The 12,987-nt window shown below is 55.6% G+C and carries 7 protein-coding genes, 2 tRNA genes and 2 rRNA genes; 4 read left to right on the plus strand and 7 right to left on the minus strand.

The genetic code is table 11. The annotated features are described in order from the left end of the window. Positions 1-101: 101 nt before the first annotated feature. From YQ44_RS19405 to YQ44_RS19420, 4 genes are all read right to left on the minus strand, one after another. A 23S ribosomal RNA gene (locus YQ44_RS19405) occupies positions 102-2,991 on the minus strand. A gap of 247 nt (positions 2,992-3,238) precedes the next feature. Beyond that, a tRNA-Ala gene (locus tag YQ44_RS19410) sits at positions 3,239-3,314 on the minus strand. Between the two features lie 18 nt (positions 3,315-3,332). Further along, a tRNA-Ile gene (locus YQ44_RS19415) sits at positions 3,333-3,409 on the minus strand. A gap of 98 nt (positions 3,410-3,507) precedes the next feature. Continuing rightward, positions 3,508-5,038: ribosomal RNA gene (locus YQ44_RS19420) — 16S ribosomal RNA — on the minus strand. Together the 16S and 23S rRNA genes with 2 tRNA genes alongside form the textbook arrangement of a ribosomal RNA operon. A 634-nt stretch (positions 5,039-5,672) precedes the next feature. Here YQ44_RS19420 and YQ44_RS19425 point away from each other — a divergent pair. The 3 genes from YQ44_RS19425 to YQ44_RS19435 all read left to right on the plus strand — a co-directional run bounded on the left by YQ44_RS19425 (position 5,673) and on the right by YQ44_RS19435 (position 9,120). Beyond that, on the plus strand, positions 5,673-6,962 hold the full coding sequence (locus YQ44_RS19425) for a sensor histidine kinase (protein ID WP_071324778.1): 1,290 nt from the start codon (positions 5,673-5,675) through the stop codon (positions 6,960-6,962). 64 nt (positions 6,963-7,026) lie between these two features. Beyond that, a complete protein-coding gene (locus YQ44_RS19430; protein ID WP_071324779.1) occupies positions 7,027-7,785 on the plus strand; it encodes a LytR/AlgR family response regulator transcription factor in 759 nt (252 codons plus the stop codon). A 153-nt stretch (positions 7,786-7,938) separates the two neighbouring features. Beyond that, on the plus strand, positions 7,939-9,120 hold the full coding sequence (locus tag YQ44_RS19435; protein ID WP_071324780.1) for a PAS domain-containing sensor histidine kinase: 1,182 nt from the start codon (positions 7,939-7,941) through the stop codon (positions 9,118-9,120). A 44-nt stretch (positions 9,121-9,164) separates the two neighbouring features. On the opposite strand, the gene YQ44_RS19440 is transcribed toward YQ44_RS19435, so the two are convergent. From YQ44_RS19440 to YQ44_RS19450, 3 genes are all read right to left on the minus strand, one after another. After that, positions 9,165-10,163 (minus strand): porin, encoded by a 999-nt coding sequence (locus YQ44_RS19440; protein WP_071324781.1) that lies wholly within the window; start codon positions 10,161-10,163, stop codon positions 9,165-9,167. A gap of 181 nt (positions 10,164-10,344) precedes the next feature. Next, on the minus strand, positions 10,345-10,995 hold the full coding sequence (locus YQ44_RS19445) for a class I SAM-dependent methyltransferase (protein WP_071324782.1): 651 nt from the start codon (positions 10,993-10,995) through the stop codon (positions 10,345-10,347). A gap of 60 nt (positions 10,996-11,055) precedes the next feature. Then, entirely contained in the window at positions 11,056-11,997 is a 942-nt protein-coding gene (locus tag YQ44_RS19450) for a CysB family HTH-type transcriptional regulator (protein ID WP_034751505.1), read from the minus strand. A 159-nt stretch (positions 11,998-12,156) separates the two neighbouring features. Between YQ44_RS19450 and YQ44_RS19455 the strand changes: the two genes are divergently transcribed. Continuing rightward, positions 12,157-12,930, plus strand: coding sequence for a sulfite exporter TauE/SafE family protein (locus tag YQ44_RS19455; protein ID WP_071324783.1), 774 nt, complete (start codon positions 12,157-12,159; stop codon positions 12,928-12,930). Positions 12,931-12,987 lie beyond the last annotated feature (57 nt).

Below are 12,987 nucleotides of genomic sequence, written 5' to 3' on the forward strand. Positions count from 1 at the left end.
TCTGGAAGAAGCGGATTATGTATTGAGGTATTACTTGGGTAATGAGTGGTATCAACAACTCACAACGTTACTTTCTTATCCTCTGTACCTGCTAAGGTTATAGGGACAAGCCGTACGGGCAATTAGTACTGGTTAGCTTAATGCATTACTGCACTTCCACACCCAGCCTATCAACGTCCTGGTCTCGAACGACCCTTCAAAGAGCTCAAGGCTCTGGGAAATCTCATCTCAAGGCAAGTTTCCCGCTTAGATGCTTTCAGCGGTTATCTCTTCCGAACTTAGCTACCCGGCAATGCCACTGGCGTGACAACCGGTACACCAGAGGTTCGTCCACTCCGGTCCTCTCGTACTAGGAGCAGCCCCCTTCAAATTTCCAACGCCCACGGCAGATAGGGACCAAACTGTCTCACGACGTTTTAAACCCAGCTCACGTACCACTTTAAATGGCGAACAGCCATACCCTTGGGACCGGCTACAGCCCCAGGATGTGATGAGCCGACATCGAGGTGCCAAACTCCCCCGTCGATATGAACTCTTGGGAGGAATCAGCCTGTTATCCCCAGAGTACCTTTTATCCGTTGAGCGATGGCCCTTCCATACAGAACCACCGGATCACTATGTCCTACTTTCGTACCTGCTCGACTTGTCAGTCTCGCAGTTAAGCACGCTTATGCCATTGCACTATCAACACGATGTCCGACCGTATCTAGCGTACCTTCGAACTCCTCCGTTACACTTTAGGAGGAGACCGCCCCAGTCAAACTGCCTACCATGCACTGTCCCCGATCCGGATAACGGACCAAGGTTAGAACCTCAAACAAACCAGGGTGGTATTTCAAGGTTGGCTCCACGAGAACTAGCGTCCCCGCTTCAAAGCCTCCCACCTATCCTACACAGATTGGTTCAAAGTCCAATGCAAAGCTACAGTAAAGGTTCATGGGGTCTTTCCGTCTAGCCGCGGGTAGATTGCATCATCACAAACATTTCAACTTCGCTGAGTCTCGGGAGGAGACAGTGTGGCCATCGTTACGCCATTCGTGCAGGTCGGAACTTACCCGACAAGGAATTTCGCTACCTTAGGACCGTTATAGTTACGGCCGCCGTTTACTGGGACTTCAATCAAGAGCTTGCACCCCATCATTTAATCTTCCAGCACCGGGCAGGCGTCACACCCTATACGTCCACTTTCGTGTTTGCAGAGTGCTGTGTTTTTATTAAACAGTCGCAGCCACCAGTTTATTGCAACCCTTTCACCCTCATGGAGTAAACCAATCAAGCTACCGGGGCGTACCTTTTCCCGAAGTTACGGTACCAATTTGCCGAGTTCCTTCTCCCGAGTTCTCTCAAGCGCCTTAGAATACTCATCTCGCCCACCTGTGTCGGTTTGCGGTACGGTCTCGTATGACTGAAGCTTAGAGGCTTTTCTTGGAACCACTTCCGATTGCTTCGTGAACAAGTTCACTCGTCCCATCCCCTTGAATTCCGCGCCCGGATTTGCCTAAGCGCCTTCTATGAGACAGAAACTGACTATTCCAACAGTCAGACAACCTTCCGCGATCCGTCCCCCCATCGCATCATACGACGGTGCAGGAATATTAACCTGCTTCCCATCAGCTACGCATCTCTGCCTCGCCTTAGGGGCCGACTCACCCTGCTCCGATGAACGTTGAACAGGAAACCTTGGGCTTACGGCGTGGAGGCTTTTCACCCCCATTATCGCTACTCATGTCAGCATTCGCACTTCTGATACCTCCAGCATCCTTTACAAGACACCTTCGCAGGCTTACAGAACGCTCTCCTACCATATATATCTGTGATAAATCACAGAACAATATCCGCAGCTTCGGTGACTGGCTTAGCCCCGTTACATCTTCCGCGCAGGACGACTCGATCAGTGAGCTATTACGCTTTCTTTAAATGATGGCTGCTTCTAAGCCAACATCCTGACTGTTTTAGCCTTCCCACTTCGTTTTCCACTTAGCCAATCTTTGGGACCTTAGCTGGCGGTCTGGGTTGTTTCCCTCTTGACGCCGGACGTTAGCACCCGACGTCTGTCTCCCAAGCTCGCACTCATCGGTATTCGGAGTTTGCAATGGTTTGGTAAGTCGCAATGACCCCCTAGCCATAACAGTGCTCTACCCCCGATGGTGATACTTGAGGCACTACCTAAATAGTTTTCGGAGAGAACCAGCTATTTCCAAGTTTGTTTAGCCTTTCACCCCTACCCACAGCTCATCCCCTAATTTTTCAACATTAGTGGGTTCGGACCTCCAGGGCGTGTTACCGCACCTTCATCCTGGCCATGAGTAGATCACTTGGTTTCGGGTCTACACCCAGCGACTGATCGCCCTATTCGGACTCGATTTCTCTACGGCTTCCCTATTCGGTTAACCTTGCCACTGAATGTAAGTCGCTGACCCATTATACAAAAGGTACGCAGTCACGGAACAAGTCCGCTCCTACTGTTTGTATGCACACGGTTTCAGGATCTATTTCACTCCCCTTCCGGGGTTCTTTTCGCCTTTCCCTCACGGTACTGGTTCACTATCGGTCGATTACGAGTATTTAGCCTTGGAGGATGGTCCCCCCATATTCAGACAGGATGTCACGTGTCCCGCCCTACTTGTCGTACGCTTAGTATCACCGGTCCGATTTCACATACGGGGCTATCACCCACTATGGCTCCTATTTCCAGAGGATTCTGTTATCGGTCCGACTATCACGTACAGGCTCTTCCCATTTCGCTCGCCGCTACTTTGGGAATCTCGGTTGATTTCTTTTCCTGCAGCTACTTAGATGTTTCAGTTCGCCGCGTTCGCCTTGCATACCTATGTATTCAGTATGCAATACCCTAAAAGGGTGGGTTGCCCCATTCGGAAATCTGCGGATCAAAGTGTGTTTGCTCACTCCCCGCAGCTTATCGCAAGCTACTACGTCCTTCATCGCCTGTAATCGCCAAGGCATCCACCATGTGCACTTATTCGCTTGTCCCTATAACGTTAGCCTCTGATTACCTAAGTAATCAAAGAGCGCTACAGGGATAAGAAAGTACAACGTTGTTGCTTGTTTGTTGATACATACAATCATTACCCATCGATTCGCTTTTTACGGCAAACCGATCAATAAATAATCTTTACTTCTTCCAGATTGTTAAAGAACGAAACAGCTTTGATCGCTAAAAGATCAAACCTAAACCACAGTCTTGTTGACCGGCTTACGTTTGCACTTTCAAAGTACTTGGTGGAGGATGACGGGATCGAACCGACGACCCCCTGCTTGCAAAGCAGGTGCTCTCCCAGCTGAGCTAATCCCCCTGAGATTTACTACTTAACTGGTAGGGCTGGTTGGACTCGAACCAACGACCCCCGCGTTATCAACACGGTGCTCTAACCAGCTGAGCTACAGCCCCAACGCGGTGCTACTACGACTACTGTTTCTTCTCTTACTAACAGCCGATAAGTGTGAACATTTGATGCGTGAATCATTACTGATTCGTGCAAACTCTAGAAAGGAGGTGATCCAGCCGCACCTTCCGATACGGCTACCTTGTTACGACTTCACCCCAGTCACGAATCCTACCGTGGTAAGCGCCCTCCTTACGGTTAAGCTACCTACTTCTGGTAAAACCCGCTCCCATGGTGTGACGGGCGGTGTGTACAAGACCCGGGAACGTATTCACCGCGACATGCTGATCCGCGATTACTAGCGATTCCAACTTCATGCAGTCGAGTTGCAGACTACAATCCGGACTACGATACACTTTCTGCGATTAGCTCCCCCTCGCGGGTTGGCGGCGCTCTGTATGTACCATTGTATGACGTGTGAAGCCCTACCCATAAGGGCCATGAGGACTTGACGTCATCCCCACCTTCCTCCGGTTTGTCACCGGCAGTCTCATTAGAGTGCCCTTTCGTAGCAACTAATGACAAGGGTTGCGCTCGTTGCGGGACTTAACCCAACATCTCACGACACGAGCTGACGACAGCCATGCAGCACCTGTGTACTGGTTCTCTTTCGAGCACTCCCCAATCTCTCGGGGATTCCAGCCATGTCAAGGGTAGGTAAGGTTTTTCGCGTTGCATCGAATTAATCCACATCATCCACCGCTTGTGCGGGTCCCCGTCAATTCCTTTGAGTTTTAATCTTGCGACCGTACTCCCCAGGCGGTCTACTTCACGCGTTAGCTGCGTTACCAAGTCAATTAAGACCCGACAACTAGTAGACATCGTTTAGGGCGTGGACTACCAGGGTATCTAATCCTGTTTGCTCCCCACGCTTTCGTGCATGAGCGTCAATCTTGACCCAGGGGGCTGCCTTCGCCATCGGTGTTCCTCCACATATCTACGCATTTCACTGCTACACGTGGAATTCTACCCCCCTCTGCCAGATTCTAGCCTTGCAGTCTCCAATGCAATTCCCAGGTTGAGCCCGGGGATTTCACATCAGACTTACAAAACCGCCTGCGCACGCTTTACGCCCAGTAATTCCGATTAACGCTTGCACCCTACGTATTACCGCGGCTGCTGGCACGTAGTTAGCCGGTGCTTATTCTTCAGGTACCGTCATTAGCAAGAGATATTAGCTCTCACCGTTTCTTCCCTGACAAAAGAGCTTTACAACCCGAAGGCCTTCTTCACTCACGCGGCATTGCTGGATCAGGCTTTCGCCCATTGTCCAAAATTCCCCACTGCTGCCTCCCGTAGGAGTCTGGACCGTGTCTCAGTTCCAGTGTGGCTGGTCGTCCTCTCAGACCAGCTACTGATCGATGCCTTGGTAGGCTTTTACCCTACCAACTAGCTAATCAGATATCGGCCGCTCCACGAGCATGAGGTCTTGCGATCCCCCACTTTCATCCTTAGATCGTATGCGGTATTAGCGTAACTTTCGCTACGTTATCCCCCACTCTAGGGTACGTTCCGATATATTACTCACCCGTTCGCCACTCGCCACCAGAGCAAGCTCCGTGCTGCCGTTCGACTTGCATGTGTAAGGCATGCCGCCAGCGTTCAATCTGAGCCAGGATCAAACTCTTCAGTTTAATCTCTGTTTAATGTCATTTCTGACAGGTCGGACAGTATCGCTACCATCCAAATCTTTTGCATTGCAAAAGATTTGCTCACTCAAAAAACTGACAGGCTACTTCCGAAGAAGTATCCTATTTCATTATTTCTTGTGAACATTTGATATTTTAAGTATTACGCCAATCCGAAGATCGACGCTGCACTAACATCAAATGCCCACACTTATCGACTGTTAATTGTTAAAGAACTGTATTCGATTACTGCTTTCGCGCTATCGACAAAGCGTTGTGTTTGCCAGCTGCGAAGAAGGAAGAGTATGAAGCAATTTGCTACGTCCGTCAACTCCTTCTTTTTCTCCACCTCACTCGGCATTTGCATGCGTCGTTCAGCGAGGGGGCGAATTATAGCCAAGCCCCGCCTGCCCTGCAAGGGCTATTTTCCCACTATCGACAATCCCCCCTTCGCTCTGGGCGAGCGCCGTCCAGCCAGCCCGGTTTTCACTTCAAGTGCGTTTTTTCGCAGCCTGTCGCAATGAACTGGCGCGACGCCCCGACTTTAGGCACAGTGGCAACATCAGACTCTGACGCGGCTCAACAACAGGTTAAACTTGTTCGCTGCGTCGATTAACTCTTGTACTTTGAAAGCGTCCACATGCTCCCGATTTCCAACCTGCCTCAATTGTTGAAAACCATTCTCGCCTGGTTGCAACGAGGATTCGACGCGACCACGACGTGGGTCACGCAACTGTCTTGGTGGAAATTCTTTCTGTTTGCGGCGCTGGCCCTGATCGCCGGCTCGATTTTGCAAGATGAGCTGTTCTCTTCCAGCCCCAATGAAGAGGTCGTCATCAAGTCGCACAAGCGGGCGAACAAAGGTTCGGGTGAGACGAATATCCTGATCGACGATACCGGCATCCATTTCAATCCGCGCAATAGCAAGAACCGGCGCAGCACGGCGGACGCCGCCACCGATCCAGCCGATGCCGCCGAAGCGGACGAGCACGCAAACACCGTGCCGCCGGAGCCGCCTGAACCACCGGCCACTCCCGCCAAGCCCAGCTATCCAGTCACGACCAATGCTTCGGGGGAAGAAGTCCATATTGAATTGCCACCGCAAATTGGTGAAGAGCTGTCGAATGCCATCGAAGAAGCCGTCGATGATGCGGCAGAACAAAAGGTCTCGCGTTACCACCAGCAGGCGTCCACCTGGTTCAAGAGCTTTGTGTCCTTGCTGGTCCTGGCCCTGTTCGCCATGAAAGCCCTGGTGGGCGGCAAGAAACGCGCTGAAGCGGAGACGGTCACGGCCAATGAGGCGGCCGAGCGCGAATCGATGCAGCGCCAGCTCAGCGAAGCGAAGATGCAGATGATGCAAGCACAAGTCGAGCCGCATTTCCTGTTCAACACCCTGGCCTCCGTCGAGCACCTGATCCAAACCGACCCGCCGCGCGCCGCCAAGATGCAGCGCAGCCTGATCCAGTACCTACGCGCCGTCCTGCCGCAAATGCGCGACAACGCCCTGATTACCAACCTGGGCCGCGAAGCGGACATGGTGCAAGCCTACCTGAACCTGCTCAAGATGCGCATGGAAGAGCGTTTGACCGTCGATTTCCAGATTCCCGACGGCCTGCGCAGCGCCGCCTTCCCGCCGATGATGCTGCAATCGATGGTCGAGAACGCCATCAAGCACGGCCTGGAAGTCAAGCCGGAAGGCGGCACCCTGCGCATCGTGGCCGAAGTGGCGCACAGCAAGCTGCGCGTGACGGTCACCGATGACGGCCTCGGCTTTGGCGTCGTGCCCAGCGATGGCACGGGCCTGGGCCTGCCCACCATACGCGAACGCTTGAAACTGCTGCATGGCGACCAGGGCAGCCTGACCATTACGCCAAATCAACCGTCCGGCGTGTGCGCCGTGATCGAAGTGCCGTATCAACTGTCCAAATAAGGTAGTTGATAAAAACGCTAAATCATTGAATAATCAATCTTCGCCAGTTCACACTTGAATCCTTATGCCTACCGCTATTATTGCCGACGACGAAAGACTGATGCGCGACCAACTGCGCTTGCGCCTGGGCCAGGCCTGGCCCGAACTGGAAATCATCGGCGAAGCCAAGAATGGCGACGAGGCGATCGAACTGGTCGAACAGCTCAAGCCGGACTTTGCCTTCCTCGATATCCGCATGCCAGGCAAGACCGGCATGGAGGCGGCACAGGTAATCGGCGGCAAGAGCCACATCGTCTTCGTGACGGCCTACGATACGCACGCTGTCGAGGCCTTCGAGCGGGGTGCCGTCGATTACGTGCTGAAACCGCCCGAACATGAGCGCCTGCTGGTGACGGTGGAGCGCCTGAAAACCCACTTGAACAAGCCGGCGCTGGACGTCAACAGCAGCGTCACGGCCATGCTGTCGCAACTGGCGGAAAAAATCACCGCCAAGCCCACGTACCTGCAATGGATACAGGCCAGCATCGGCCAGGACTTGCGCATGATCCCCGTGGAAGAAATCCTGTTCTTCCGTTCCGACGAGAAATACACGTGCGTGCAAACGGCCAAGTACGAGGCGCTGATCCGCAAGCCCGTGCGCGATCTGGCCGAAGAGCTCGACCCTTCGCTGTTCTGGCAAATCCACCGCGCCACGCTGGTCAATGTGAACGCCATCGAAGGCGTGACGCGCGATATTCGCGGCCGCCACCTGGTGCTGATCAAAGGCAAGTCCGACAAGCTCGAAGTAAGCCGCAGCTTTTTGCACCTGTTCAAGCAAATGTAATGCCCTATCGCCGCCCGGCCTGCCCGGCGCGGCGTATTGATTTCTTCCTTCCCCCTTCCTGCGCCACATCAAGCCACGCCGCGCCAGCAGGCATAGGCTACATAAAGTCCTGTCCGCCATCCCTGTCTTGCCTGCCTTCGCAAGGAGATACCCATGCCCGACCGCGGCAACTCCGGACTGCTGCGCATCCTGCCCCTGGGCATGGCGACGGCGCTCCTGCTATGTCTGCTGCCTGCCGTGAAGGCGAGCAGGCAGCGCCAGGCGCGTGGCCAGGCCATCATCGACAGCGCCAGCGATGCCATCATCAGCATCGATAGCCGGCAAATCATCCTGCGTGCAAACGCGGCCGCGGCCCGTTTGTTCGGCCACACGCCGGCCGGCATGCGCGGCATGCGCCTGGGCCATTACATCCTGCGCGACTTGCGCAGCCTGTGCAATGAAGATGGCGAGCCGCCGTTTGAGGACATCGGCCAGGAATTGCGCCTGACGGGCCGGCGCGCCACCGACTACACACTGACGGGACGGCGCACCGATGGCGCCATGTTCCCGCTCGAAGGCTCGCTCTCCAGCATGCAGGAAGATGGCCATAGCGTCTTTACCATCATCGTGCGCGACATCAGCGCGCGCAAAATCGTGCATGAACAACTGGCCCGCTCCTTTTCGCAACTGCGTGAGTTGTCGAGCGCACTGCAAACCATCCGCGAGGAAGAGCGCAAGCATATTGCGCGCGAACTGCATGACGACCTGGGCCAGTTGCTGGCCACCTTGCGCGTCGACCTGACCCTCGTGCGCCAGCATGGGGACACGACCGTGCCATTGCAGGTGCTGCTGCATGGCATGGATGGCTTGCTGGTCACGGCCATCACCTCGCTGCGGCGCATCGCCAGCAATCTGCGTCCGCGCGCGCTCGATGAAGGGGGACTGTATTTCGCGCTGCAAAAACTGCGCCACGACTTCCTGCAGCGCCGCGCCATTCATTTCGAACTGCTGGCCGACGAGGCCGACCTCGTGCTCGACGACGCGCGCAGCACGGCCATCTACCGCATCGTGCAGGAAGCGCTAACCAACATCGCGCGCCATGCCGAAGCGAGCCATATCACCATCGCCCTGCACCGCATCGATTCCTCGCTGGCCATCACCATTCAAGATGACGGCCGCGGCATTGCCGAGCACGACCTGGAAAAGGCCACGGCCCTGGGCCTGCTGGGCATGCGCGAACGGGTATGGGGCTTGAATGGCAGCATCCATATCGGTGCCGACAGCGAACTGGGCGGTACACGCATCGAAATCTCGTTGCCCATGCATGCAGGCGCGGCGGAACCCGCACTGCAATAAAAAAGGCGCCCGCAGGCGCCTTGCATGACGGAAAACAGTCTGTATCAGAACTTGTGGGTCATGCCCAGCTGGTACATCGATTTTTCGCTGAACTGATCGCGGCCACCGTAGACGTACACGGCAGTGCGCTTCGACAGCGGGTAGTCGTAGCCCAGACCGAAGGCCTTGGCCGTTTCCTTGCCATTTGCCGTGTTGCTGTCTTGCTTCTGTTTCACGTAGCTGACCTTGATGGCACCGCCGCCGATGTCGTAAGCCAAGCCCAGCAGGTAGCTCTTGAATTCGCCCGTGGCAGCCACGTCGGTGTCAGCCTTCGAGTAGTCAAAGGTCACTTTGGCCGGGCCAAACTTGTAGCCGCCGCCGACGATCCACAGTTTTGGCTCAGCAGCTGCGTTGGCAACGGACTGCACCTTCTTTTGGTAGCCGGCATGGGCGCTGGCTGGACCCTGGTCATACGTGGCAACCACGCTGAAACCCGAATCGGCATCCTTGATTTCGCTGGCGACGTATTGGCCGCTGACGATGAAGCCGCTGAACGATGGGCTGTTGTAGGTCACGGCATTGCTGACGCGCGACACGCCGACCACCGATGCGCTCGGCACGGCTTGAGCGCCGTTTGGCGACTGGCCGCCGCGCATGACTGGTTCGTTGATCTTGCCGATGACGCCATAGGTATTGAATGGGTCAACGCGGGCCAGGGTGCCGTCGATCAAGTCCTTGGTGCGGCCCAGGTAGACGGTACCGAAGTCGCCGGTCAGGCCGACCCATGCCTGGCGATCGAACAGGGTGTTGGCGGTGGCTTGTGCACCCGTATCGGCCTTGAATTCGCTTTCCAGGTTGAAAATGGCTTTCAAGCCATTGCCCAGATCTTCCGTACCTTTGAAGCCCACGCGCGAAGCCTGGTTCTCACGTTCCAGCAGCGCACCGCCGGTGGTCTTGGCAATACCGAGGTCGACCACGCCATACACGGTGACGTTCGATTGTGCTTGCGCCGTAGCTGCTGCGAAGGTGCCGATGATCAATGCTGCCAGAGTAATTTTTTTCACTTGGGATTCTCTACATTAGGTTGGACAAGATGTGCTGCTTAGCTGCTGAACCGAATCATGCCCATCAAATACTTCAACAATATGACATCGACAAGATGTTGTTTTTTGGCACATTATCTTGTCAGATAAAAACGACAGGCGAAAAAAAACCGCCCGCAGGCGGTTGGTCGTGCGGCACGCCTTATTTCAGGCGGCAGCTCAGCAGCCAATAGTATTCCAGGCGCTTCATGCGGATTTCGCGGGCCGAATGGGCAAACTTCTTGCGCAGGTGGCTATCCGATGGAAAATTCTTCAGCACTTCATAGCGCTCGCCCGCGTCCGTCGTGCGGAACTGGTGGGTATTGCCTTCCAGGTCGGTACGCGCGATCACGGTGCTGCTGCCATCGACATAGGAATTGTCGATCAGCACCAGCAGGATATCCTTGCCCAGCTTGCTGCGCAGTTGCTTCAGGTATTTATCCTGGTCTTCGCGCTTGACGTGCGACCACCAGAAACCGGCGAACACGGCGGTGAATTTGCCCGACAGGTCGTCAGGCAAGTTGAACGCGTCGAGCTTGGCGAACGTGACGTTGTCCGGCAAGCCGCGGGCCTGCGCCAGCGCCAGCATTTCATCGTTGATATCGGTGGCCAGCACGGACTCGGCCGACTCGGCGACCACTTCCGTCCAGTAACCGGTGCCACAGGCCAGTTCCAGCACGGTGTGGCCTTCCAGCACGTCGGCGACCTTGTCGCGCAACACTTCCAGGTCTTCCTGGCGTTCGGGCTTGTCATAGACGCGCTCGTACTGCTGCGCGATAGTGGCGTAATATTTGGCAAGCTGATCGGTAATCATGTGTTTCTTCTCTTCAAAATAATCCGGGCCAGGCACATCGCCCGCCCGTGTCCTGCATGGTTATAGTTCGTAGTGCTCTTTATCACCGCTCATCGCCTGCTCTATGAGCTTGCGGTTCAGGGTCGGCGTCAGCAACTCGATAAAGGTATAAATATAGCTGCGCAAATATGCGCCCTGCTTGACGGCCACGCGCGACACATTCATGCCGAACAGGTGCCCGACAGGGATGGCGCGCAAGCCTTTGTCGCGCTCGGCATCGAAGGCCATACCCGCTATGATACCAATCCCCATGCCCAACTCGACATAAGTCTTGATCACGTCGGCGTCTATGGCTTCGAGCAAGATGTCCGGCTTCAAGCCGCGCAGCACGAAAGCGTGGTCGATTTTATTGCGTCCGGCAAACGCGCTGTCATAGGTAATCAAGGGAAAAGCGGCGATTTCCTCGAGGGTCACGGACTTCGATTTCAGCAGTGGATGGTCAACCGGCACCACCACCACATGCTCCCATTGATAGCATGGCAAGGTGATCAGGCCATCGATGGCGGCGATCGATTCGGTGGCAATGGCGAGGTCGGCCTGGTCGCGCTGCACCATCTCGGCGATCTGGCGCGGATTACCTTGCAGCAACGACAATCTTACCTTAGGGAATTTCAGCATGAATGCCTGCACCACCTTGGGCAGGGTGTAACGCGCCTGCGTATGCGTGGTGGCGATGGTGAAGCTGCCGCTGTCCTGCGCCGCGAATTCCTTGCCGATGCGTTTCATGCTGTCGATTTCCTGCATGATCAGCTCGACCGACTCCAGCACCAGGCGGCCCGGTTCCGTCAAGCCGCGGATGCGCTTGCCATGGCGCGTGAAAATATCCACGCCCAGCTCTTCTTCCAGCTCGATGATGGCTTTCGACACGCCCGGTTGCGACGTGAACAAGGCTTTGGCGGCGTCCGTCAAGTTGTAGTTCTGCCGGACCGCTTCGCGCACGAAGCGCAGTTGATGGAGGTTCATTGCTGGTTTGCCCTAGATTGCCGTGATATGCCGGTTTCCGCCCCACCCATGATTTTGCGCTCATGCATATACGCATATCGCATATAAGCAAATGCGTACTAAGTAGTTTGGAATAAACACTAAGTTTATTACTATTGCGGGTACTTTGGGGGTACACGTATGACTTTGTCTTATATAGTCTCAGGATTTGCCGTTGGATTACTCGTAGGAATGACCGGCGTGGGCGGCGGTTCATTGATGACCCCCCTGTTAACCCTGCTGTTTGGCGTGCCGCCGTCCGTGGCCGTCGGCACCGACCTGGCCTTCGCCTCGATCACCAAGAGCGCCGGCACGCTGACGCACCGTCTGCGCGGCACCATCCGCTGGGATATCGTCAAGCGCCTGTGCATCGGCGCCCTGCCCGCCGCCGTCGTCTCGACCCTGGCGCTGAAGTCGTTCGGCACCCTGTCGCCGGAAATCGGCCAGATCATCCGTTACTCCATCGCCGGCTCCGTGCTGCTGACCGTGGTGGCGCTCATCTTCAAGAGCCGCATGCTGGCCTGGATCAATGCCCATCCGGAGAAACAATTACAAGGAAACAAGCTTGCCGCCGCGACCATTTTTTCCGGCGCCGTGCTGGGCGTGCTGGTGACGGTGTCGTCGATCGGCGCCGGCGCCATCGGCGCCACCCTGCTGGTGATGCTGTATCCACGTATGAGCTCGGCCGAAGTGGCGGGCACCGACATCGCCTACGCCGTGCCGCTGACGGCCATCGCCGCGCTCGGCCACTGGTGGCTCGGCTCCATCCACTGGGAATTGCTGGCCTCGCTGCTGGTCGGCTCCCTGCCCGGCATCACGCTCGGTTCCTGGGTGGCCCGCTCGGTGCCGGAAAAGTTTTTACGCGTCCTGCTGGCGATGACCTTGACCGGCGTGGCAGTAAAGCTAATCTATTAAGTGACAAACACAGTATCAAGAACATAATCCCAGGCAATCTTCCAGCACCCCGGCTTT

Source organism: Janthinobacterium sp. 1_2014MBL_MicDiv (genome assembly GCF_001865675.1).
Taxonomy (GTDB): Bacteria; Pseudomonadota; Gammaproteobacteria; order Burkholderiales; family Burkholderiaceae_D; genus Janthinobacterium.

Bases quoted from the DNA above. Each gene is read 5' to 3' on its own strand.
- YQ44_RS19425 (WP_071324778.1), top strand. From the start codon at position 5,673: ATGCTCCCGATTTCCAACCTGCCTCAATTGTTGAAAACCATTCTCGCC.
- YQ44_RS19430 (WP_071324779.1), top strand. From the start codon at position 7,027: ATGCCTACCGCTATTATTGCCGACGACGAAAGACTGATGCGCGACCAA.
- YQ44_RS19435 (WP_071324780.1), top strand. From the start codon at position 7,939: ATGCCCGACCGCGGCAACTCCGGACTGCTGCGCATCCTGCCCCTGGGC.
- YQ44_RS19445 (WP_071324782.1), bottom strand. From the start codon at position 10,995: ATGATTACCGATCAGCTTGCCAAATATTACGCCACTATCGCGCAGCAG.
- YQ44_RS19450 (WP_034751505.1), bottom strand. From the start codon at position 11,997: ATGAACCTCCATCAACTGCGCTTCGTGCGCGAAGCGGTCCGGCAGAAC.
- YQ44_RS19455 (WP_071324783.1), top strand. From the start codon at position 12,157: ATGACTTTGTCTTATATAGTCTCAGGATTTGCCGTTGGATTACTCGTA.